Genomic DNA, 23359 nt, shown 5'->3' with positions numbered 1-23359 from the left:
TTTTTCTTGACTCTTAACTCTCTTTTATTTTTTCATTTAAATTGCTTCGCTTAATATGGCTAATGGATTATCTTCTGCATCTTCTTTCTCCTTTAATTCTTCACGTTTAGCACTAACACTTAAAATAATTCCTATGGACAAGCATGTCATCCAAATAGATGTTCCTCCACTACTAATCAAGGGCAAGGTCTGGCCAGTCACCGGAAATAACTCAACAGCAACTGCCATATTTATTAAGGCTTGAAATACAATTGGCAAACCAACACCTAAAACCAATAACCTTCCAAATATGGTATCCGATTTATGACTCACCACCACTACTCTAAACAAGAACCATAAATACAAAATCAGTATAAACACTCCACCTATAAGACCATATTCCTCTATAATAATGGCAAAAATAAAATCTGAAGACGACTGAGGTAAGAAATTCTTCTGAATACTTTTTCCTGGTCCTAAACCTTTAATTTCACCAGTAGCAATAGCTATTTTTGCTTTTTCAATCTGATAATCAGCTTCGGTATCTCCATCATTAGTAAAATTTTCAATTCTACTCATCCATGTATCTACTCTATTTGGCATCGCATCTGGAAATGCTTTAGCTACCAGAACAAACATTGTAAGAGCTAATAAGCCTGTCCCTACAATAATTAAAAGATACTTTATTGGATAACCACCAATAAATGCCAGCATCATTATCATTGTAAAAATGATTGCTGTTGTAGAAAAATTGGCAGGTAAAATTAAAATTAAGACTAGAAAAACTGGTCCCCAAAGCGGTAACAACGATTCCTTAAAACTAACTTCTTTATCTTTTATTTTTGACAAATATCTTGCCACATAAACCATCAAAACAACAGCTGCCAACGTTGAAGTTTGAAAAGACATATTCACAATAGGAATCTGAATCCAACGACTCGCATTTGCACCATCAATGGTTGTCCCTTGCAACATAGTAACAAGCAACAGCACAAACACAATGGGAATCATAACCATAGATAACCCACGAAAGTATTTATATGGTATTTTATGAACCCCAAACATAATTACAAAACCTAAAAGCAAGTGCATAAAGTGTTTTACAAGCAATGAAAATGTATTTGTATTTCCAATATTTGCCAAATTACTCGCAGCACTATAAACAGGCATAAACGAAAATATAGCCAATAGCGCGACTATTGCCCAAATAGCTTTATCTCCTTTTATTTGTTTAAATATGTTTTGCATGCTTAACCTTTTATAGATGAGCCCCTAATTCATCTCTAATATCTCATTTATAAATTTCGAACGGCATTTTTAAATTGACGTCCTCTATCTTCATAATTTTCAAATAAATCGAAACTAGCACATGCAGGTGATAACAACACATTATCTCCAGCTTGAGCAAGCTTATATGCTATTTTTACCGCTTCACTCATGTATTGCGTTTCAATAATTACATCAACCATTTTTCCGAATGACTCTATAAGCTTTGAATTATCTACTCCTAAACAAACAATAGCTTTAACTTTTTCGTTTACAAAAGGAAACAATTCTCTATATTCATTGCCCTTATCAACACCTCCAACAATCCAAACCGTTGGAGCATCCATACTTTCAAGAGCAAAATAAGTAGCATTTACATTTGTTGCTTTTGAATCATTAATGTATTGCACTTTATTAATTTTTAATACATGCTCTAAACGATGCTCAACACCTTGAAAATTCTCCAAACTTTCTCGTATAGTTTGTTTTCTAATTTTAAGTAAATGTGCCACAGTAGAAGCTGCCATTGCATTCTTCACGTTGTGCTTTCCTTCTAATGCTAAATTCTTTGTTGGCATAATGATTTTATTATTATCTATTGTTATTATTATCTTATTGTTGTCTAAATATGCGCCTTGCTCAATAACTTTTGTTAATGAAAAAGGCAATTTTTTTGATCGAATTTGATGCGTTTTCATATAGTCTGAAATAACCTCATCATCAGCATCATATATAAAATAATCGTCTTCTGTTTGATTCTCTACCACTCTAAATTTTGAGGCGATATAATTTTCAAACTTATAATCGTATCTATCTAAATGATCTGGTGTAATATTGGTTAAAACCGCAATTTTTGGTTTAAAATCCATGATATCATCTAATTGAAAACTACTAATCTCCAACACATAGTTATCATGATTTTTTTCTAAAATTTGCTTCGCGAAACTATCACCTATATTCCCAGCTAACCCAACATCTAATTCTTGTTTTAACAAGTGATGTGTTAAGGTTGCCGTTGTGGTCTTGCCATTACTTCCTGTAATTGCAACTAAAGTCGCCCCCGTAAATTTGGAAGCAAATTCAATTTCAGAAACCACTGTAATTCCTGCTTCACGAATTTGTTTCACCAAAGCCACTTTATCTGGAATACCAGGACTTTTCATGACGATGTCTGCATTCAGAATTTTTGATTCCGTATGCTGTTCATCTTCAAATTCAATCTCATTATTTAAAAGAACGTCTTTATATTTTTCTTTAATCTTTCCTTTATCTGATACAAATACGTCGTATCCTTTTGCTTTTCCTAAAAGCGCTGTTCCTACTCCACTTTCACCTCCACCAAGAATTACCAGCCTTTTCATTATCTAATTTTCAAGGTTACTATAGTTATAATAGCTAGTAGAATTCCAACAATCCAAAAACGGGTTACAATTTTACTCTCATGATAGCCAGACTTCTGATAATGGTGATGCAAAGGCGACATTTTAAAAATGCGTCGTCCTTCTCCAAACTTTTTTCGTGTATACTTGAAATAACTCACCTGTAAAACAACCGATAAGTTTTCTGCTAGAAATATTCCACACAATACTGGAATTAACCATTCTTTTCTAACAGCAATGGCTATTACAGCTATAATTCCACCAATGGTTAAGCTTCCTGTATCTCCCATAAAAACTTGAGCTGGATAAGTATTGTACCACAGAAAACCAACTAAAGCACCAACAAATGCAGCGATATAAATAGTTATTTCCTCTGCTCTTGGGATATACATTATATCTAAGTATTCTGAAAAAACAATATTACTTGACACCCAAGCAAAAATGCCTAAGGTTAACACAATTATGGCCGATGTTCCTGCAGCAAGACCATCAATGCCATCTGTAAGATTAGCTCCATTTGACACTGCGGTGATGATGAAAATACTGACCAAAATAAAAACTATCCATGCGTATTTTTCTAAATCTGGACTTATCCAAGTGATTAAATCAGAGTAATCAAACTCGTTATCTTTTACAAAAGGAATCGTTGTCTTGGTTGACTTCTCTTCAGGCTTAAATAATTTTGATGCTTGTACATCTGGGTTTTCAGCCCTTAACTCATTCTGTTGTTGAATTGGTAATTTTTCTTTTATAGTGACATCATTATGAAAAAACAATGTTGCTCCAACTATAATTCCTAATCCTACTTGACCCAATACTTTAAATTTCCCTTTTAAACCTTCCTTATCATTTTTGAATTTTTTAATGTAATCATCAATAAATCCAATGGTTCCCATCCAAAGCGTTGTAATAATTAGCAGAATGATGTAAATATTTTCAAGCTTCGCTAGTAGCAATACAGGAATAAGCGTGGCTAGTATTATGATAATTCCACCCATTGTTGGAGTTCCTGCCTTTTCTACTTGACCTTCTAATCCTAAATCTCGAATCGTTTCTCCTACTTGTTGTTTCTGTAAAAACTTAATAATACGCTTACCATATATCGTAGAAATTAACAATGACAATATGATTGCCACAGCAGCTCTAAAGGTTATAAACCCAAACAGCGATGCGCCAGGCAATTGGAACTGTTCTTCTAGATATTCGAATAGGTAATACAGCATTCTTTATTATTGTTTGTTTTCTACTTTTTTTTAGTGCTTGCAAGTTTTTTTTGACGCCCTGCAGAATAAGCTACTCTTGTAATTGTTTTAAATACTCTTGAACAATTTTATAATCATCAAAATCAAAGCGTTCACCTTTAATTTCTTGGTAATTCTCATGGCCTTTTCCTGCAATTAGGATTATATCTTTTGGCCCTGCCATTTGACAAGCTGTTTTAATGGCTTGCCTTCTATCTGTTATAGCCAATGTTTTTTTAAAATTTTGAGGTTCAACCCCTTTTTCCATATCTTCAATAATGGTTTCAGGCACTTCATTACGTGGATTATCGCTTGTAAAAATCACTTTTGTACTTAAAGCCGAAGCGATATGCGCCATTTTAGGTCGTTTTGTTTTATCTCTATTTCCTCCACAACCCACAACTGTAATCAGTTCTTCATTTTTAGTTCTGATGTCATTAATAGTTTCCAATACGTTTTTTAAAGCATCTGGCGTATGCGCATAATCTACAATCGCAGTCACTTGTTTTCCTGAAATAAAATACTGAAAGCGTCCAGCTACGTTTTCGAGCTCACTGATAAGCCTTAAAATCTCATCTTTTTCTAAGCCTAATAATTCAGCTGCACCATAAATTGCAAGAATATTATAAGCGTTAAAACTGCCTATTAGACGCGTCCATAACTCACTATCATTAACCTTTAACAACAAACCACTAAATTCACTTTCTAAAATCTGCGCTCTGTAATCTGCATAGTTTTTTAAAGCATAGGTATATTTTTTAGCTTGTGTATTTTGAAACATAACCAAGCCATTTTTATCATCTATATTAGATAAGGCAAAGGCTTCTTTTGGCAATTGATCAAAGAACTTTTTCTTAACATCTCTATACTCAGCAAACGTATCATGATAATCTAAATGGTCGTGAGACAGATTTGTAAAAATGCCACCTTCAAACCTTAAACCCGCTGTTCTGCTCTGATGAATACCATGCGAACTCACTTCCATAAAGCAAAACTCTACACCTTCAGCGTTCATCATTTTTAAATACTTATTGATGGTTAATGAATCCGGTGTGGTATGTGTAGCTTTATAGCTCGTATTGTCTACCATAATTTTTACCGTAGACAACAAACCAACTTTATAACCTGCTTTTTTAAATAATTGATATAACAAACTCGAAACGGTTGTTTTTCCGTTTGTACCTGTAACTCCAATTAATTTTAAATTCTCAGAAGGCTGCCCATAAAAGTTATTAGCCATATAAGCTAAAGCTTCATTAGAACTTGCGACTTCAACATAAGTAATCCCATCATGAAGTTGCTCTGGAAGCGACTCACAAACTATAGCTGTCGCACCATCCTTAATTGCTTTTTCAATATACTTATGACCATCTGTAACCACTCCTGAAATTGCCACAAAAACATCATTGGTTTGAATCTGACGCGAATCGAATTCTATTTTACCCACAGTAATACCTGTACTACCTACGACAGCATTAATTGTAACCTTATATAATATATCTTTTAATACCATCATGATGCCACTAAAACAATAGTTTGATTGGTTTGTAATTTTTGATGTTTCTCTACAGACTGCTTTTTAACAATGCCACTTCCTGTTAATTTTATTTTTACATCAACTTGCAAATTTTCTAATAATGCGATAGCGTCCATTGCTGGCATTCCAATTACACTAGGCATTAACTCTTTATATTTTCGAGAATTTTCAAAATAACTTTCGAACTCTTCATTTGCCAAATTATCTTCAAAATTGAGCGTATCAATTTCATCTACAATTGGTGTATCTGTGTAAATTTTTTGAGCAATTCTTTTGAACACTGGACCAGTTACATCAGCTCCATAATATCCTACTTTGGTACTTGGTTCATGAATAACCACAATGCAAGAATATTTTGGATTGTCAGCCGGAAAGTAACCGGCAAAAGACGACACATATTTTTTGTCTTTTTTCCACTTTTCGTAATTTGCATAGTCTATTCTAGCGGTTCCTGTTTTTCCTGCCATAGAAAATGTTTCAGAATACATTCGTCTACCTGTGCCACGAATTACAACATTCTTTAATATGTCTTGAATTTCATTTAAAGTCTTATCAGAGCATATTTTACCAACAAGCACTTCCTTATCAAACACTTCAATATTTTTATCAAAAGACTTTACAGACTTCAAAAAACGAGGCTTCAACAACTCACCACCATTTGCAATTGCATTATAAAAAGCTAAGGTTTGAAGTGGTGTCATTCTTAAATTATAACCATAAGCCATAGATGGCAAAGCATTTCTACTCCAGTTTGAAGCACCAGGTTTTGGGATATCTGGTTTTCCTTCTCCAATAATTGCTACACCTAGAGTTTTATCAAGCTTCCACGAGCTCAATCTATTTAAGAATTTTTCTGGTTGTTTTGAATAATGACTATCTATAATCGTTGCCATTCCTATGTTTGAAGACACCTCCAAAGCTCTTGCCACTGAAATCTCACCATATCCTCTTCCTGAATCAGTAATCACTCTACCATAAAAAGATTTTCGTCCTTTTTTGGTATCAACAACTGTTGCTGTATCAATTACCTTATCCTCTAAAGCAGCCATTACCGCCATGACTTTAAATGTAGAACCAGGCTCATGACTTTCTCCAACCGCATAATTTAAACGCTCGTAATACTTACCTTTTTTATTTCTTCCTAAGTTAGAAATTGCTTTTATCTCGCCAGTCTTAACATCCATTACCACCACACAACCATGATCTGCTTCATAAAGTTCTAATTGCTTCAACAAAGAATGGTGTGCTATATCTTGAATATTAACATCTATAGTGGTATAAACATCATAGCCGTCTTTTGGCTCAATTTCATTACCATCTCTTATGGGTTTCCATTGCCCATTACCTATTTTTTGTTTGAGCTGCTTACCATTTGTTCCTTGCAAGTACTTCACCCCAAAAGCACCATCAATTCCTGGCCTTGTAACATCTCCATTCTCATCTGTTCTTTCATAGCCAATTGTACGCTCGGCTACACCTCCCATTGGATGCTCACGTCTTGTTGTTTGCTCTACAATTAAACCTCCTTTAATTGCTCCTAGATTTAGCAAAGGAAAATTGCGCATTCGGATATAATCAGAATAACTAATATTTCGTGCTAAAAGGAAATATCTGTTCTTATTTTTTCTTGCTTTCCTAATAATATTCTTATAATAAGATGCTGGTTTCCCTTTATAAACATGAAGCGAATCAGCCAAAGCATTGATATACTTTTCGAATGTTGCGTCTTTAGCTTGAATAGCATCAATTCTAATATCATACTTAGGTATTGAAGTCGCCAACAAACTTCCGTCTGCAGAATACACATTTCCACGATTTGCAGGGATTGGAAAATCTCTAGTTGTATTCTTTTCGGCAAGAGCCCTATACTCATCACCTTGAACAAACTGAATACTAACCAGCTTAAACACCACTGCCAAGGCAAAGACAAACATGCAGCCTGCTACGAAGTACAATCTGTTCAATATGTTTTTTTCTGTTATTGCCAAAGCTTATCGTTCTTGCTTTTGTGATTTTACTATTATTTTTGTTGGTGGGTTTAAAGAAATCCCAATTCCTTTATCTTTCATTTCGGCTTCTACAAAAGATTCTTTTTTAAGCTGCATAAGCTTTCCTCTTTTATCTACAAATGCCGAACGCAACTCTTTTACTTCATTAGTTAACTTTGCGATTTCATATACTTTTTGATCCGCACTATGCGAACTTGCAATCATTATGATTGCTAGAAATGAAATAAAAATGATGATACGCCAATTTTTAAACGAATCATCACTGATTAGAAACTTCCCTTTTAATATGCCGTATATGTTTTTTTTCATATTTTTTTAGCAATCCTCAGTTTCGCACTTCTAGCTCTATTGTTTTGTTTTATTTCTTCTTTGGAAGGCACAATTAAACCTCCCACTTTTTTTAAAGGCACTTCAAAATTCCCAAACACATCTCTTTCAGGTTCTCCTTCAAACAGTCCATTTCTAATAAAACGTTTCACCAATCTATCCTCTAAAGAATGGTATGAGATAAAACTCAAACGCCCCTCTTTTTTTAAGATTTCAGGTGTCTGAAGCAACAATTCTTTTAACACTTCAATTTCTTGATTCACTTCAATACGAATTGCTTGATAGATTTGCGCCAAAACCTTATTCTCTTTTTGATGATTTAAAAACGGTTTTAAAACCGCCTTTAATTGTTCGCTTGTTTTTATTTCCGCTTGCTTACGTTCTTCAACAATGACCCTCGCCATTGCTGGAGCTTGTCGCAATTCACCGTATTGAAACAAGACCGTTCTTAACTGCTCTTCATCATAATTATTAACAACTTCAAAAGCAGACAACTTACTATCTTGATTCATTCGCATATCTAAATCCGCTTCAAAACGCGTAGAAAAACCACGCTCTGCAACATCAAACTGATGCGACGACACTCCGAAATCTGCCAAAACACCATCAACCTCTTTAGCTCCATAAAATCTTAAAAACCGTTTTATGAATCTAAAGTTCTCATTAATCAACACAAAACGATTATCATCAATTGCATTTGCTAAAGCATCTTTATCCTGATCAAAAGCATACAATTTTCCGTTAGGTCCTAACCTAGATAAAATTTCTCTACTATGACCACCACCACCAAACGTAACATCGACGTATACTCCATCTGGTTTAATAGCTAAACCATCAACGGTTTCTTTTAGTAATACTGCATTATGATAATCCATTGTCATCTTCCTCTTGTCCCATGACTTCTTCGGCCAAATCAGCAAAATCTGAAGCCGCATCATCAATAGCTTGTTCGTATTTATCTTTATCCCAGATTTCAAGAATATTTACCGCAGAGGCCAAAACCACCGCTTTAGTAATACCAGAAAAACCGATTAAATCTTTCGGAATTAATAATCGCCCAGCACTATCTACCTCTACTATTTTAACTCCAGCAGTAAAACGTCTAATAAAATCATTATTCTTTTTCTTAAAACGGTTGAGCTTATTTATTTTCTCCATCATCTTATTCCATTCAGACATTGGATACAGCTCCAAACACGGCTGAAATACAGCGCGCTTTAAAACAAAACCATCCTGTAAGGCCGATGACAACTGTTTTTTTAGCACAGCAGGTATCATTAGCCTTCCTTTGGCATCAGCTTTACATTCGTATGTTCCTATAAATGAATTCAAAAGGTTTCGTTTACCACTTTAACGATTAATATTCAAAGATATTGAAAAAATCACCACTTTTTACCACATTCTACCACATTTGTTGATAAGTTTTGATTTGAAATACATTCAAATTATTTTAAAGCCAGTAAATTCGACTTACGTACTATAATTTTCAAAGTGGGAATTATTAACATCGTTAACCTAGAAGTTCTCAGATAAAAAAAATTGATATTTTATTGATAATATTTATATTCTAAAGGATTTGGTTATATTTGTTTTTAACACATAAGCACTAACTTGCAAATGACACACCTTTTAAAAAAAGAAAAGGATTATAGATATATTGAAGTAGGCGAAGGCACACCAATTATCGTGTTGCATGGATTAATGGGTGGGCTCAGTAATTTTGATGCTGTGACTAAACACTTTAGCTCAAAAGGCTATAAGGTTATTATTCCAGAACTACCTATTTACACCATGTCACTACTAAAAACTAACGTAAAAAGCTTTGCCAATTACTTAAAAGCTTTTATTGAGTTTAAAGGCTTAAATGATGTTATTTTATTAGGAAATTCTCTTGGTGGACATATTGGCTTATACTACACAAAACTAAATCCTGAAAAAGTAAGAGCCCTTATTATTACAGGAAGCTCAGGGCTTTACGAAAGCGCTATGGGAGGTGGTTACACTAAACGTAGTGATTACGAAGTTATAAAAAAGAAAGCCCAAGATGTTTTTTACGATCCAGCAGTTGCAACAAAAGACATTGTAGATGAAGTTTACGAAACGGTTAACGACAGAAACAAACTAATAAAAACTTTAGCGATTGCAAAAAGCGCTATTAGACATAATATGGCTAAGGATTTACCTAAGATGGAAACTCCGATTTGTATTATCTGGGGAAAGAATGATACCGTGACACCACCTGAGGTTGCTGAAGAATTTCATGAACTGTTACCAGATTCTGAATTGCACTGGATTGATAAGTGTGGACATGCCGCTATGATGGAACACCCTGAAGAATTTAATACAATTTTAAATGCTTGGCTTGAAAAACGCGGATTTTAAAACCGCTTGACGTTTTTTTTTGCAAAAAGTATAAATCGCATATATATTACCTTAAGTTTAATTTAAAAGATTCCTACTTTGTTAGGAACGAGAGATGAAAATAAAATCAGCTGAATTTGTAGTTAGTAATTCCGAAGTGGAAAAGTGTCCTAAAAACAACTTACCAGAATACGCTTTTATAGGCAGAAGTAATGTTGGAAAATCTTCACTTATAAATATGCTAACCGACAGGAAAAGTTTAGCAAAAACATCTGGAAGACCCGGAAAAACACAATTAATCAATCATTTTATTATTAATGAAGATTGGTATTTGGTAGATTTACCTGGTTATGGTTATGCTCGTGTTTCTAAGAGTTCTAAGCAAAAGTTTCAGAAGTTTATTACTAATTATTTTGAACAACGCCAGCAACTCGTTTCTGCATTTGTATTGGTAGATGTGCGACACAAACCGCAACCTATTGATTTAGAATTTATGCAGTATTTAGGAGAAAGTGAAATTCCTTTTGGTATTATATTTACCAAAGCAGACAAATTAAAACCTAAGGCCATAGAGCGACAAGTTGACGAATATTGCAAAGAATTGCTTAAATTCTGGGAAGAACTACCTCCTTATTTTATAACATCTTCTTCTAAAAGCATTGGCAAAGACGACGTTTTAGAGTTTATTGCAACGACAAATGAAGAGATTGAACAATTAAGGTCTAATCTGTAATATAAAAAACTAGGCCTTTACATCTAAAGCATCTCTAAGCGCATTACCAACCAACATAAAAGCCATTACTAATACCATAATACAAAAGCCAGGTATTAAAGCCAAATATGGTTTTCCTAATATGATATAATTATAGTGATCTTTTATCATAGCACCCCAACTTGCCATTGGCGGTTGCGCACCAATACCTAAAAAACTCAATCCACTTTCTATTAAAATTGCAGCAGCGAAATTAGCCGCTGAAATCACAATTAAGGGACCAAAAACATTAGGTAAGATGTGCTTTGTTATAATTCTGTAATCATTATACCCCAAAGCTCTTGCTGCGGTTACATATTGCATTTCCTTAGCACTTATAATCTGCCCTCTTACTACTCTTGCCACTTCTACCCACATTGTTAACCCTACAGCAATAAAAACTTGCCAAAAACCTTTACCTAAGGCTAAAGTAATAGCAATAACTAATAATAAGGTTGGAATAGACCATGTGATATTAATAATCCACATAATAAAAGCATCGACCTTACCACCGTAATAACCAGCCAAACTTCCCATTAACAGCCCAACTATTAACGATATAAAAACAGCGACAAAACCAATAAAGAAAGAAATACGAGAACCTATTAAAACTCGGCTTAAATAATCTCTTCCATATTTATCCGTACCAAAAACAAAGCTTCTATTCTCTATATAATCATTGAAATTGGAATCTGGAAACCTTGATAACTCTATTTGCTTTTCTATACCTTGTAATCCATCAGAAGCATATTCCACATAATGTAAAACACCATTTTTTAAGCTGTAAGATTGAATAGGGATTTCAGTATCAGTATTGTTAGATCCTAAAAATAATTTTGAAAAAAAGTTTTGTTCTGTTTCAATTCCTGATGGAATAGTTAACATTTGAACTTGAAATCCAGGTGGTTTAGAATGAATAGACAAATGCATCTGATTTGCATTTTTTGAAGCATCAGGAGCAAACAGATATGCAAATACAGAAATTAACCCAATACAAGCAATAACTCCCATACTAAAAACGCCCCAAAAGTTTTTTTTGAACTTTTGAAGCGCCAATTTTGATAATGAATTACTTTGATTGCTCATTTATAACATTAATTCTTCACAGAATTTGCTACTTTATTTTTAATAGCATAAGTCATTCTTAAGTCATTAAGTACATTTATAGCTTCCTCAACATATACGTCTTTTGATAAAGCTGTATGCCAACGGTTTCTTTTTTCCATTAACACAGAATCTTTATCCATCAATTTTAATTCGTAAGGCAAAGAGTTAAAAGTTAGGTTTGTTTTATATTCTGATAATTTCGAAAAACGCTTGGCTTCTTCTTCATTAATTTCCATTTCCTTTTTATAGGCATCATAGTTTAACGAATAATTTTCACGGTCTCTTATTTTTTTAACCCACTGCGCATTAGCATCTATAAGTTTTAGCTGCTCATTTGCTGCCATACGCGCTTTACTCTTGCTAATTGTGGTTTCATAATCAAAATAATTTTCCCAAACATCATAATCTGCTGCATCAATTTTATCCCATGGTAATGGGTTTTCTTGGTTTTTTTCACCAATATCAATATAGCTATAACGATCCGGAACCACCACATCACTCTTAACTCCTTCTAATTGCGTTGAACCACCATTTATTCTATAAAATTTCTGAGTTGTAAACTTCAAGGCTCCCATATCTCCTTTCGTATTATTCCTTACCATTCGGTTTAAATCCCATACAGTTTGCACAGTACCTTTACCATAGGTTTGTTTACTACCAATAACAATTCCTCTTTTATAATCTTGCATTGCTGCCGCCAAAATCTCAGAAGCCGAAGCCGATAATTCGTTAACTAAAATAACTAACGGTCCATCCCAAACTATTGATTTATCTTTATCACTAAGCACTTCTTTAGCTTCACCTGTAGTTTTTACTTGCACAACAGGACCTTCTTCAATAAATAAGCCTGCTATATCTACAACTGTTTGTAAAGAACCACCTCCATTATTTCTTAAATCCATCACCAAACCTTCAACACCTTGTTCTTTTAATCTTAAAATTTCTTGTTTAATATCTGAAGCTGCATTTCTTTCGTTATAATCTTCAAAACTGATATAAAACTTAGGCAAATTGATAATCCCAAAGGTTTTACCCTCTTTTTCTACTATAGACGATTTTGCATAGGTTTCTTCTAACTCTACAACATCTCGCTTAATAGATATATCTTGAATAGTACCATCTACTTTCTTTAAAGTTAATGTTACAACAGTTCCTTTTGGTCCTTTAATAAATTTAATAGCATCATCTAAACGCATACCAACGACGTTAACTGCTTCTTTTTCATCCTCTTGTTTCACTTTAAGAATCTGGTCGCCAACCTCCAATTCATTGGCTCTCCAAGCAGGTCCACCACTTATAATTTCATTGACCATGATACCGTCAACTTTCTTTTGTAAACGTGCGCCTATTCCTTCAAACTTCCCAGAAATATCTCTATCAAAACGCTCTTTGTCTTCTGGCGCAAAGTAAAACGTATGTGGATCAAACTCTTCTACAATAGCATTAATATATACAGAAAACCAATCTTGACGTCTTCTGTCCTCAATGTAATCGTAAAGCTCATCTAATGATTTTTTGGTTGTCAATCGTGCTTCAGCTTCTACTTCTTTAATTGACTTCTTCTCTTTTGGTTTTACTTCTTCACCTGACTCTTCATCAGAAGAAAGCTGAGAAAGAGCATCATCATAATTAGCAATAGTAGAAAACTTAAGTTGTTGCCTCCAACGTTCTTTCATTTCTCGCTTATTTGTAACATAAGTGAGTGCTTCATAATCTGCATTATAATTTTCTTCTTTTGAAAAATCGAAAGGCTTTTCTAACACATCTGTGTAAATCTTTTTAGATTCTTGAATACGCAGCAACAGGCGTTCGTGTGTAAGGTTAAAAAACGAGACGTCATAAGCTTTAATTTGATCGTCTATTTTATCCCTATATGCTTCAAATTCTTCGATATCTGATTCATAGAAATAACGTTTAAACGGATCTAAATTATTTAAATAAACGTCAAAAACATGCGTTGAAAAATCATCATTAATATCTTTTGGATCAAAATGACCTTGATCTAAGAGATACGTAATAAGTTGTATAAGCAATTTATCTTTATCTGGATCTTCAAATTTCTTAGTTGTAAAACTGCATGAAGCGAACGCTATTAACAACGCTAGCAGTAAAAACTTATAATTCCCTTTCATTCTTCTTTTATTTATTGTTTGATTTGGTAAAAATGAGTTTTGCTTTTACCTCATAGTTTCCATTAAAAAACTTTAGAAAGAAGCAATTCATTTTTATTATTTTAAATATCTATTTTAAGTAGATTTCAATTTTTCACTAAAATAGATGAAAAAATCGTGCCATAAAAAAACGAGACACTAATTTTTTGTTAAACACGATATAATGTATAAAACCAAAGCTTTTTACTATTTTTACAACTCATTAATTCTTTGTACGAAATGTCTGCACGCCCTTTAATTTTAGTTACCAATGATGATGGTATTACAGCCCCAGGAATTAGAACCTTAATTTCAGTAATGCATACTATTGGAGATGTTGTCGTAGTTGCGCCAGATAGTCCACAAAGCGCCATGGGACATGCCATTACCATTAATTCTACTTTACACATGGAAAAAGTAACGATTGATGGCAAACAACCCGAATACAGTTGCTCAGGAACTCCTGCAGATTGTGTAAAACTAGCAGTAAATGAAATTTTAGAACGACGACCAGACATCTGTGTTTCAGGAATTAACCACGGCTCTAATTCATCAATAAATATTATTTATTCTGGCACAATGAGTGCTGCTTTAGAAGCTGGTATTGAAGGTATTCCTGCCATCGGTTTTTCTCTTTTGGATTACAATTGGAATGCTAATTTTGAACACTGTAAGCCTTTTATAGAAACCATAACGAAACAAGTTTTGGAACATGGTTTACCAGATGGCGTTGTATTAAACGTCAATCTTCCAAATCTTGAAAAAGAGGCTATAAAAGGTATTAAAGTTTGCCGACAAGCAAAAGCGAATTGGAAAGAAGAGTTTGACAAGCGTACTAATCCATCTGGACGCGAATATTATTGGCTAACAGGTAAATTTGTAAATATGGACAAAGGTGAAGATACGGACGAATGGGCTTTAGAACACGGTTATGTTTCTGTTGTTCCTGTTCATTTCGATTTAACAGCGCACCACACCATTCAAAAATTAAATACTTGGAACTTGAATGATTAAAACAACACAAACCTAATTTAAACAAATGAAGTATTATATCATTGCTGGAGAAGCTTCAGGAGACTTACATGGTTCTAATCTTATGAAAGCCTTATTTAAACAAGATAAGGAAGCCAACATCAGATTTTGGGGTGGAGATCTCATGCAAAGCGTTGGAGGGGAATTGGTAATGCATTATAAAGAGCGTCAATTTATGGGGTTTGCTGAAGTGATTCTTAACCTCAGGAAAGTTTTAGGTCAAATAAAATTTTGCAAAGCTGATATTGAAACATTTCAACCCGATGTTATTGTTTTTATTGACAATTCCGGTTTTAATCTTAGAATAGCAAAATGGGCAAAAGCACTTAATTTTAAAACGCATTATTATATTTCCCCTCAAGTTTGGGCTTCTAGAGCAAGTAGAGTTGAAAAAATAAAGCAGTATGTAGATGCGATGTATTGCATCCTTCCTTTTGAAAAAGCATTCTACAAAAAATACAACTACGATGTTCATTTTGTTGGACATCCTTTAATTGATGCTATTGCAGATAGACCTCAAGTTGATGACAGCGTTTTTAGAAAGACACATAATCTTAACGACCAACCTATTATTGCATTATTACCTGGAAGTCGAAAACAAGAAATCACAAAAATGCTTGGTGTTATGCTAAGTTTAGTTGATGATTTTAAAGATTATCAATTTGTAATTGCTGGTGCTCCAAGTCAAGACTACGAGTTTTACAAAAGTTTTATTAAAAAGAAAAACATTAAATTTATTTCTAATAAAACCTATGATTTATTGAGTATTTCGACGGCAGCTTTAGTGACTTCAGGTACTGCAACCCTTGAAACCGCATTATTTAAAGTACCACAAGTTGTATGCTATAAAGCTAATGCTATTTCATATCAAATTGCTAAACGAATTATTACTTTAAAATATATTTCGCTGGTGAACTTAATTATGGACAGGGAAGTCGTAACAGAACTCATTCAAGGAGATTTAAACAAAACACGACTAAAAAAAGAATTAACTGCTATTTTAGATACCAAAAAACGAGAACAACTCTTTTTAGATTATTACGAATTAGAGCAAATATTGGGCGGACGAGGAGCTAGTGCACAAACCGCTAAACTAATTTATGACGCGGTTAAAACTAAAGACTAAAAAAGAATAAATGAAAAAAACAATTACACTTATATGCCTTATTTTACTTGTAAGTAGCTGTAAATCTAAAAAATCATACTCTAGTAAAAAAAGCCAAACCCATACTGTAAAAGTTAATACCAAAACAAAACCTTCTGCCGAAGCAGAAACCATTGTAAAATATGCCAAGACCTTTGATGGCACACGTTATAAATATGGCGGCACTACCAAAAAAGGCATGGATTGCTCTGGTTTAATTTACACGAGTTATAAAAAATACAATGTTACCTTACCAAGAACCACATCTGGACTTAAAAGTACGGGAGATTGGATAGACTTAAAAGAAGTTAATGTTGGAGATTTAGTGTTTTTTGCTACTAATAAAAACAGTAGAAAAGTGAATCATGTTGGTATTGTAACCAATGTAAGAACAGGAAATGTTGAATTCCTTCACGCCTCGAGCAGTAGAGGTGTTATGATTTCTTCGTTAGCTGAAAAATATTGGTATTACTCTTTTGTACAGGCAAGACGCGTGCTGTAATTACATTTTTTATTTTTATCTTAGTAACTCATAATCATGAAGTTACTAAATTTTACCATAATAAAACTGACCATTTGTTTGGCCGTTGGGATTCTTTTAGCTCATCATCTAAAATTGAATTTCCAATATGTTTTATATGCAACCATTGCTTTAGTAAGTTTACTTGGCATTTATTGGTTAATGTTAAAATCAAAAATTAACCGCTCTCCTCTTTTTGGAATTGTAGCATATCTATGTATGACAGGAGTTGGAATGACCTCCTACAATATCCAAAACGAAAAATTAAGGCCACAACACTACACAAATTTAAGTTCTTCTGAAAACTATAACACTATTGTTTTTAGAATTAAAGAACGTCTAAAACCAGATGCTTATAACGATAAATATATTGCAACCATAAAATCATTTAATGATAAAACAGCAATAGGTCGTTTATTAATTAATATTAAGCGCGACAGTATTCAAAAACACATAAGTATTGATGACATTTTCTTTACTTCTTCAGAATTAAAACAAATTCAAAAACCATTAAACCCTCATCAATTTGATTATAATAAGTACCTAGAACTACAACAGGTACACCATCAATTATATCTAAATTCTACAACTATTTTACAATTATCTGATTCTAAATCTACCATATATGGTTATGCAGATGCATTGCGAAGAAAAATCAATATTAATCTAGCTAAAGCCGGATTTGAAGATGAAGTGCTTAGTATTATGAATGCACTGTTATTAGGCCAACGACAAACAATTGACAAAACAATATATAATAATTATGTCAACTCAGGAACCATTCACATTTTAGCCGTTTCAGGCTTACATGTAGGTCTTATTTTATGGATCTTAAATGCATTATTTAAACCACTACTCTATCTTAAGTATGGCCATTTTATCAGACCTTTTGTCTTAGTCATTATACTATGGAGTTTTGCAGTTATTGCTAGCTTATCTCCATCTGTTACAAGAGCAGTAACAATGTTTAGCATTATTAGTATTGCCATGCACCTAAAACGACGGACAAATATTTATAATACTTTGGTCATTTCTGCATTTTGGATATTACTGATTGAACCTACATTTTTGTTTGCTGTTGGATTTCAAATGAGTTATTTAGCTGTACTTGGAATTGTAAGTATCCAACCTATTATTTATAAACTTTGGAAACCCAAATATTGGATTATAGATAAACCTTGGCAAATTTTTACAGTTACTTTAGCTGCTCAAGCAGGAGTTGTACCAATTAGTTTGTTTTATTTTCATCAGTTTCCTGGTTTGTTTTTTATTTCAAATCTAGTTGTCATTCCGTTTTTAGGGATAATACTCGGATTGGGATTGCTTGTTATTGCTCTCGCTCTTATGAATATGCTTCATAGCTCTATAGTCTCTATTTATAGTTTTATAATTGATAGTTTAAATGGATTCATAGCTTGGGTAGCTCAATTTGAAAACTTTCTATTTAGAGATATTCCGTTTACAATGCCTCAAGTTATTGTTTGTTATATAATAATTGTAGGCTTAGTCCAGCTTTACAAATTCAGAAATTTTAAATGGACAGCAACTAGTTTAATTGCTATAATTATACTTCAGGGAGTTAACTTTTACAACAAATATAAAATTCAAAACGACGCTTTCGTTATATTTAATAAAAGTCGTAAAACAGTGATTGGCCTAAAACAACATAAAAAATTAACCATATATCATAATTTAGATTCTACAAAACTAGAATCAGATTATGCAATAAAGAATTATAAAATAGGTGAATCGTTAAACTTTATAATTTCTGACAGTTTACAATCTGTTTACCAATACAAAGACAAGGTAATTCTAGCCATAGATAGTTTGGGCATCTATAAAGGCATTACTTTTCAGCCCAATTATATCTTATTACGAAATTCTCCAAAGCTCAATCTCAACAGAGTAATTGACAGCCTAAAACCACAACTAATCATTGCAGATGCAAGCAATTACAAATCTTATTTAAAACGTTGGAAAGCGACTTGTAGGCATAAAAAAATCCCTTTCCATCAAACTAACGAAAAGGGAGCTTTTATAATTGAATAACTTTTTATTCTTTAAAGGTTGGCTCAAATGATTTGTAATATTCATTAAACTGTTCTTGCGTAGTCATTTCTTTATACTTATCACTTTGAAATATCTTTAGATACAATTCTAATTGTTGCGGCTTTAGATAGCCTTGAATAGGAGAAATTACACCTCCTTCTTCATCAAAAAACACCATAGTAGGATAAGCTCTAATTTGCAAATATCTAGAAAACTCGTGTGCGCTATTTCTTCTATTCGCCTTTGTGGCATCGTAATTTGGATTTCCAAATGTATTCTCTTTATAAGTTACTTCTTCATTACCTTCAGCATTAAATTTTACCGCATAATAATGTTTATTAACATAAGCAGCCACATCTGCATTCTGAAACGTATTTTTATCTAACATTTTACATGGACCACACCAGTTGGTATATACATCCATAAATATTTTTTTAGGTTCTTTTTTTTGAAGCTCTAAAGCCTCTTCTAAGGTTACCCAATTAATCTCTTGTGCCATTGCTGTCCATGATAAAGCAAAAACAGCTATTAATCCTAAAATTATTTTTTTCATCATATTTGTTTTGTTGCAAATAGTGAGTCGAACTTACAAAAAATGCTCCTAAACAGGAGCATTTTATATGTTTTTAACGGTTTTTGTTAACGAACACCATGCATTAATTTTTTCAACACAGGATTTAAAACGAATATTATTAGTCCTGCAATAACTGGTACAATGGTAAATATTAAGAAGAATGTAGACAAACTATATTCTTTAGTAATATTTTCAATTTGGCCACCAACAACAGCGGCTAGTTTATTACCAATTGCAATGGCTAAATACCACATACCAAACATTAAGGCAATCATTCGTCCTGGCACCAATTTACTGACATAAGACAAGCCTACAGGCGATAAGCAGAGCTCTCCTAGCGTATGGAATAAGTAGGCCAAAATAAGCCAAACCATACTCACTTTAACGCCTTCCACAAGACCAAAAGCTCCAAAAGCCAACAAACCAAAACCTAGACCCATGGTACATAGTCCTAAAGCGTATTTGGTAGCTGCACTCGGATTGTATTTACTTTCCCACCACTTAGAAAAGAATGAGGCAAATACAATAATAAAAAATGAATTTAAAATACTAAACCAAGATACCGTAATCTCCACTTCTTTATCTCTTACTTTGGTAATGGTTGCAGCTACAACACCGTTATCTCTATTTAGCTCTACTCCTTTTTGTTTTGTCATTTCTAGACGCACATCATCTAAGAAGCCAAACTCAGATCCATCATTATTTTTAGGGGTAATATTTAGTTTATCACCAATAGTAAATGTTAATGGTTCTGCTATTTTTGTCGTTCGGGTTACTACTTTATGGTTTGGATCAGATTTGGTATTCTCAGAAACCGGAATGTAAATAAATTTCATTTTACCTTCTTCATCTACCTTCTGTTTTCCATTTTCGTCTAAATCTGGTTTTTCAATTGCAGAGTATTCCACGTCATAAGCTACAGTGTTATAATCTCTATTTAACATCCAACCTACAATTCCCCACATTAATAAGAAACAAACCACCAATACAATATTAGAACCTGGTATTTTCTTAAATGTTTTCTTCCATAGGATAAATAACACATAAGAAATAATAATTAAAGGAATAACCGTAAGTAAGGTATTTACAATATTAAAGAATGTTGCAGCACTACCACTTAACATTCTGTCCACATTATCTCGGGCAAAAATCACTAAAGACGATGCTCCTTGCTCAAAGGACATCCAGAAAAATACTGTAAAAAATGCAAAAATGATAAAGGCAATCATACGATCTCTAACGACTCTTGTATAACGCATTATTCTTCCAATTACAAGTACTAAGAATAAAGCTAGAGCAAATAGAACGGCTGTGTATTGCCCTTCAAAATCGCCTACTTGTAAAAATGCAAACATATCGATACCTGCAATTTTAGACATTGGGTCGTTAATAGCATAACCAAGACCAATGATCGATGAAATAACGATTAGCACTTTATCTAAAGTTGTAAAAGGATTAGGACGTTCTTCTTGAGTCTCTTCTGTAACTTCAACACTTTCTTCGTTAATATTTTGTGGCAATTCTACTTCGTGCTGTTCCGATGGCTTTGCTCCTATTTTCCCAAATAATGGTCCTGCCAACCAAAATTGAATAGTTCCTAAAAGCATAAAAATTCCAGCTAAACCAAAACCATAGGCCCAACCAACTTTTTCTGCTAAATACCCACACAACATCATCCCAAAAAACGCCCCTGCATTTACTCCCATATAATAAATAGTATAAGCACCATCTTTTTTCTCAGGATTTTTTTTATACATATCAGAAATGATAGACGTCATTGTAGGCTTAAAGAAACCTGTTCCTACAACTAATAGAAACAAACCAAAGTATAATGAGAACTCTGTCTCTAAGGCCATAGAGGCATGACCTGCCGTCATAATTAAAGATCCAATAATAACTGCTGCTCTATAGCCTGTATATTTATCTGCTAGCCAACCACCTATAATCGGTGTAATATATAGTAACATGGCATAAGTTCCGAAAAGTGCACCTGCATTTTCAACCGTCCATTCCCAACCTGGATTGTAGCCAATAGCTGCCATAGTAAGAAAATTCACCAATAACACACGCATACCGTAGAACGAAAAACGCTCCCACATTTCGGTGAAAAATAATACAAAAAGTCCTGCCGGATGACCAAGAACTTTATCTTTAAATAAATTTTCGATGTCTGTATTCATTATATATAGGATAGATTATAATTAGTTGCAATAATTAATTGATTCCATGCATCATTTTCTTCAATTTCGGATTTAAAATCAATAAAATCACTGCTGCAAAAATAGGTATTGCTGCAATAATTAAGAAAAAGGTAGACATCGAATATTTCTGAGAGATTTGATCAATATACGACCCTGTCATTCCGGCAATGAAGTTGGCAATTGCAGAAGCTGTAAACCAAAGTCCAAACAACAATCCTGCTAAACGTTTAGGCGACAATTTAGAAACATAAGACAGTCCTACTGGTGACAAACACAATTCACCCGTTGTATGAAAAAAGTAGGCCATTATTAACCATACCATACTTACAGATGCACTAGTTGCACCTTGAGGGATACTATTAGAACCTACAGATAAAACTACAAACCCGATACCTACTAAAGCTAAGCCCATTGCAAATTTAACTGGACCAGAAGGATTCCATACTTTTTCCCACATTTTACTAAATGAGGATGCTAAAGTGATAATAAAAAAGGAATTCAAAATTTGAAACCAAGAAACAGTAACTTCTGTCTGTTCAAGACTAAATTCTCTGTATACTTTCCAACCACCTAAAAACCAAATAATCACAAAAGATAATCCAGTGAAAATAATTGTTAATGGATACGTCTTATATATTTTCTTTCCTAAGCCATATAGTACCCAAGACACTATTATAATTGGAAAAATAGTTAAAATAGCATCTATCCATTTAAAAATAACACCTGAGTTACCTTCTAAAACTCTCTGAGTATAATCTTTTGCAAACACCGTCATAGATCCACCTGCTTGCTCAAAAGCAAAGAAGAAGAAAATACTAGCTACCATTAACACACCAACAACCACTAATCTATCTCTTACAATATGAGCAGGTGTTTCTATTTCATCTTCATCATCTACAATTTTATCTAACTCTGCTTCAAATTGTTTTTTAGGTGTTTCACCAACAACACCAAATATATTACGCCCAAAATAGAATTGTAACATACCGAAAAGCATAAATACACCTGCCAATCCAAATCCATAATGCCATCCTATTTTTTCTCCAATGTATCCACAAAGCAACATACCTAAGAAAGCACCAGCGTTAATACCCATATAAAAAATAGTATAACCAGCATCTTTTTTAGAACTTGAATCTGGATATAAATTTCCTACCATTGATGAAATATTTGGCTTAAATAAACCATTTCCTAAAATCATCATTACAAGTCCTGCGTAGAAAAAATTAGGGCTTACACCTTCAAAAGCCATAGAAGCATGTCCTAAAGTCATAATTAATGCACCTAATAAGATTGCTTTTCTAAACCCAGTAAATTTATCAGCCAATATTCCTCCTAAAAGTGGTGTTAAATAAACCAAACCTGTGTACCAAGCATACAACTGCATTGCATCAGCATTTGTCCATTCCCAGCCTCCTTTGCCAATTTCTGTTATTAAAAATACCGTTAACAGTGCTCGCATTCCATAGTAACTAAAGCGTTCCCACATTTCTGTAAAAAACAACACGAACAATCCTGCAGGATGTCCCATTACCATAGAGTCATCAATACCTTGCTTTTTGAGATGCTTGATTAAAGACGGATCATTTTCTTGGCTCATAAGTTTAATTTTTAGGTTTATAAAATTTCAGTTAGTTAGTTTATTCTTTTTTAAATCAAATTTTTATTTTCTTCTCATAATTTGCTTTTGTAAGAAAGCAGATTAGTTCCTTTTTTCACTCACATAAGCGCT

Annotated in this window: 19 protein-coding genes; 6 read left to right on the top strand and 13 right to left on the bottom strand. The window is 33.3% G+C overall.

Going from position 1 to position 23359, the window contains the following annotated elements; genetic code table 11:
• Positions 1-36 precede the first annotated feature (36 nt).
• The 8 genes from KO504_RS12315 to mraZ all read right to left on the bottom strand — a co-directional run bounded on the left by KO504_RS12315 (position 37) and on the right by mraZ (position 9070).
• Positions 37-1227, bottom strand: coding sequence for an FtsW/RodA/SpoVE family cell cycle protein (locus KO504_RS12315; protein WP_215927257.1), 1191 nt, complete (start codon positions 1225-1227; stop codon positions 37-39).
• A gap of 47 nt (positions 1228-1274) precedes the next feature.
• Positions 1275-2606 (bottom strand): UDP-N-acetylmuramoyl-L-alanine--D-glutamate ligase, encoded by a 1332-nt coding sequence (gene murD, locus KO504_RS12310; protein ID WP_215927255.1) that lies wholly within the window; start codon positions 2604-2606, stop codon positions 1275-1277.
• Entirely contained in the window at positions 2606-3847 is a 1242-nt protein-coding gene (gene mraY / locus KO504_RS12305; RefSeq protein WP_215927253.1) for a phospho-N-acetylmuramoyl-pentapeptide-transferase, read from the bottom strand. The genes murD and mraY overlap by 1 nt, the downstream gene beginning before the upstream one ends.
• A gap of 70 nt (positions 3848-3917) precedes the next feature.
• Positions 3918-5381 carry a UDP-N-acetylmuramoyl-L-alanyl-D-glutamate--2,6-diaminopimelate ligase gene (locus KO504_RS12300; RefSeq protein ID WP_215927251.1) on the bottom strand — a complete coding sequence of 488 codons (1464 nt, stop codon included), beginning with the start codon at positions 5379-5381 and terminating at the stop codon, positions 3918-3920.
• The gene (locus KO504_RS12295; RefSeq protein ID WP_215927443.1) at positions 5378-7336 is read right to left on the bottom strand and encodes a penicillin-binding protein; all 1959 of its coding nucleotides are present in this window, start codon (positions 7334-7336) and stop codon (positions 5378-5380) included. The genes KO504_RS12300 and KO504_RS12295 overlap by 4 nt, the downstream gene beginning before the upstream one ends.
• Before the next feature lie 57 nt (positions 7337-7393).
• On the bottom strand, positions 7394-7720 hold the full coding sequence (locus KO504_RS12290; RefSeq protein ID WP_215927249.1) for an FtsL-like putative cell division protein: 327 nt from the start codon (positions 7718-7720) through the stop codon (positions 7394-7396).
• Positions 7717-8613 (bottom strand): 16S rRNA (cytosine(1402)-N(4))-methyltransferase RsmH, encoded by an 897-nt coding sequence (rsmH, locus tag KO504_RS12285; protein ID WP_215927247.1) that lies wholly within the window; start codon positions 8611-8613, stop codon positions 7717-7719. The genes KO504_RS12290 and rsmH overlap by 4 nt, the downstream gene beginning before the upstream one ends.
• Positions 8600-9070: a division/cell wall cluster transcriptional repressor MraZ gene (gene mraZ / locus KO504_RS12280; RefSeq protein WP_215927245.1), complete on the bottom strand. Its 471-nt coding sequence runs from the start codon at positions 9068-9070 to the stop codon at positions 8600-8602. Before mraZ ends, rsmH begins: the two co-directional genes overlap by 14 nt.
• A 285-nt stretch (positions 9071-9355) precedes the next feature.
• On the opposite strand from mraZ, the gene KO504_RS12275 reads away from it, so the two are divergent.
• Complete coding sequence (locus tag KO504_RS12275) at positions 9356-10120, top strand: alpha/beta fold hydrolase (protein WP_215927242.1); 765 nt, start codon at positions 9356-9358, stop codon at positions 10118-10120.
• A 94-nt stretch (positions 10121-10214) separates the two neighbouring features.
• The gene (yihA, locus tag KO504_RS12270; protein WP_215927240.1) at positions 10215-10832 is read left to right on the top strand and encodes a ribosome biogenesis GTP-binding protein YihA/YsxC; all 618 of its coding nucleotides are present in this window, start codon (positions 10215-10217) and stop codon (positions 10830-10832) included.
• 9 nt (positions 10833-10841) lie between these two features.
• Here yihA and KO504_RS12265 read toward each other — a convergent pair whose 3' ends face one another.
• Complete coding sequence (locus tag KO504_RS12265; protein ID WP_215927238.1) at positions 10842-11936, bottom strand: ABC transporter permease; 1095 nt, start codon at positions 11934-11936, stop codon at positions 10842-10844.
• A gap of 8 nt (positions 11937-11944) precedes the next feature.
• Complete coding sequence (locus tag KO504_RS12260; protein WP_215927236.1) at positions 11945-14089, bottom strand: carboxy terminal-processing peptidase; 2145 nt, start codon at positions 14087-14089, stop codon at positions 11945-11947.
• 258 nt (positions 14090-14347) lie between these two features.
• Here KO504_RS12260 and surE point away from each other — a divergent pair, with 258 nt between their 5' ends.
• Genes surE through KO504_RS12240 form a run of 4 tightly spaced genes read left to right on the top strand, consistent with a single transcriptional unit; the run spans position 14348 to position 18852 of the window.
• Positions 14348-15121, top strand: coding sequence for a 5'/3'-nucleotidase SurE (gene surE, locus KO504_RS12255; protein WP_215927234.1), 774 nt, complete (start codon positions 14348-14350; stop codon positions 15119-15121).
• Positions 15122-15146: 25 nt separating this feature from the next.
• On the top strand, positions 15147-16265 hold the full coding sequence (lpxB, locus tag KO504_RS12250) for a lipid-A-disaccharide synthase (protein WP_215927232.1): 1119 nt from the start codon (positions 15147-15149) through the stop codon (positions 16263-16265).
• 10 nt (positions 16266-16275) lie between these two features.
• Positions 16276-16785 carry a C40 family peptidase gene (locus KO504_RS12245; protein ID WP_215927230.1) on the top strand — a complete coding sequence of 170 codons (510 nt, stop codon included), beginning with the start codon at positions 16276-16278 and terminating at the stop codon, positions 16783-16785.
• A gap of 36 nt (positions 16786-16821) precedes the next feature.
• Positions 16822-18852: a ComEC/Rec2 family competence protein gene (locus KO504_RS12240; RefSeq protein WP_215927228.1), complete on the top strand. Its 2031-nt coding sequence runs from the start codon at positions 16822-16824 to the stop codon at positions 18850-18852.
• Positions 18853-18856: 4 nt separating this feature from the next.
• On the opposite strand, the gene KO504_RS12235 is transcribed toward KO504_RS12240, so the two are convergent.
• The 3 genes from KO504_RS12235 to KO504_RS12225 form a co-directional block, all read right to left on the bottom strand.
• Positions 18857-19408 carry a thioredoxin family protein gene (locus tag KO504_RS12235; protein ID WP_436840198.1) on the bottom strand — a complete coding sequence of 184 codons (552 nt, stop codon included), beginning with the start codon at positions 19406-19408 and terminating at the stop codon, positions 18857-18859.
• Positions 19409-19491: 83 nt separating this feature from the next.
• On the bottom strand, positions 19492-21606 hold the full coding sequence (locus KO504_RS12230) for a peptide MFS transporter (RefSeq protein ID WP_215927226.1): 2115 nt from the start codon (positions 21604-21606) through the stop codon (positions 19492-19494).
• A gap of 34 nt (positions 21607-21640) precedes the next feature.
• Positions 21641-23164 (bottom strand): peptide MFS transporter, encoded by a 1524-nt coding sequence (locus tag KO504_RS12225; RefSeq protein ID WP_252723688.1) that lies wholly within the window; start codon positions 23162-23164, stop codon positions 21641-21643.
• Between the last annotated feature and the right edge of the window lie 195 nt (positions 23165-23359).

Origin of the sequence: Winogradskyella psychrotolerans, from assembly GCF_018860565.1 — a bacterium.
Classification (GTDB): Bacteria; Bacteroidota; Bacteroidia; order Flavobacteriales; family Flavobacteriaceae; genus Winogradskyella; species Winogradskyella damuponensis.
This window is presented reverse-complemented; position numbering and strand designations above follow the sequence as displayed.

Excerpts from the sequence above, each read along its gene's own strand:
- yihA (WP_215927240.1), top strand. The coding sequence starts at position 10,215 with ATGAAAATAAAATCAGCTGAATTTGTAGTTAGTAATTCCGAAGTGGAA.
- rsmH (WP_215927247.1), bottom strand. The coding sequence starts at position 8,613 with ATGGATTATCATAATGCAGTATTACTAAAAGAAACCGTTGATGGTTTA.
- KO504_RS12235 (WP_436840198.1), bottom strand. The coding sequence starts at position 19,408 with ATGATGAAAAAAATAATTTTAGGATTAATAGCTGTTTTTGCTTTATCA.
- murD (WP_215927255.1), bottom strand. The coding sequence starts at position 2,606 with ATGAAAAGGCTGGTAATTCTTGGTGGAGGTGAAAGTGGAGTAGGAACA.
- lpxB (WP_215927232.1), top strand. The coding sequence starts at position 15,147 with ATGAAGTATTATATCATTGCTGGAGAAGCTTCAGGAGACTTACATGGT.
- KO504_RS12260 (WP_215927236.1), bottom strand. The coding sequence starts at position 14,089 with ATGAAAGGGAATTATAAGTTTTTACTGCTAGCGTTGTTAATAGCGTTC.
- surE (WP_215927234.1), top strand. The coding sequence starts at position 14,348 with ATGTCTGCACGCCCTTTAATTTTAGTTACCAATGATGATGGTATTACA.
- KO504_RS12245 (WP_215927230.1), top strand. The coding sequence starts at position 16,276 with ATGAAAAAAACAATTACACTTATATGCCTTATTTTACTTGTAAGTAGC.
- mraY (WP_215927253.1), bottom strand. The coding sequence starts at position 3,847 with ATGCTGTATTACCTATTCGAATATCTAGAAGAACAGTTCCAATTGCCT.
- KO504_RS12240 (WP_215927228.1), top strand. The coding sequence starts at position 16,822 with ATGAAGTTACTAAATTTTACCATAATAAAACTGACCATTTGTTTGGCC.
- KO504_RS12315 (WP_215927257.1), bottom strand. The coding sequence starts at position 1,227 with ATGCAAAACATATTTAAACAAATAAAAGGAGATAAAGCTATTTGGGCA.
- KO504_RS12265 (WP_215927238.1), bottom strand. The coding sequence starts at position 11,936 with ATGAGCAATCAAAGTAATTCATTATCAAAATTGGCGCTTCAAAAGTTC.
- KO504_RS12230 (WP_215927226.1), bottom strand. The coding sequence starts at position 21,606 with ATGAATACAGACATCGAAAATTTATTTAAAGATAAAGTTCTTGGTCAT.
- KO504_RS12225 (WP_252723688.1), bottom strand. The coding sequence starts at position 23,164 with ATGGTAATGGGACATCCTGCAGGATTGTTCGTGTTGTTTTTTACAGAA.
- KO504_RS12275 (WP_215927242.1), top strand. The coding sequence starts at position 9,356 with ATGACACACCTTTTAAAAAAAGAAAAGGATTATAGATATATTGAAGTA.
- KO504_RS12295 (WP_215927443.1), bottom strand. The coding sequence starts at position 7,336 with ATGTTTGTCTTTGCCTTGGCAGTGGTGTTTAAGCTGGTTAGTATTCAG.
- KO504_RS12290 (WP_215927249.1), bottom strand. The coding sequence starts at position 7,720 with ATGAAAAAAAACATATACGGCATATTAAAAGGGAAGTTTCTAATCAGT.
- KO504_RS12300 (WP_215927251.1), bottom strand. The coding sequence starts at position 5,381 with ATGATGGTATTAAAAGATATATTATATAAGGTTACAATTAATGCTGTC.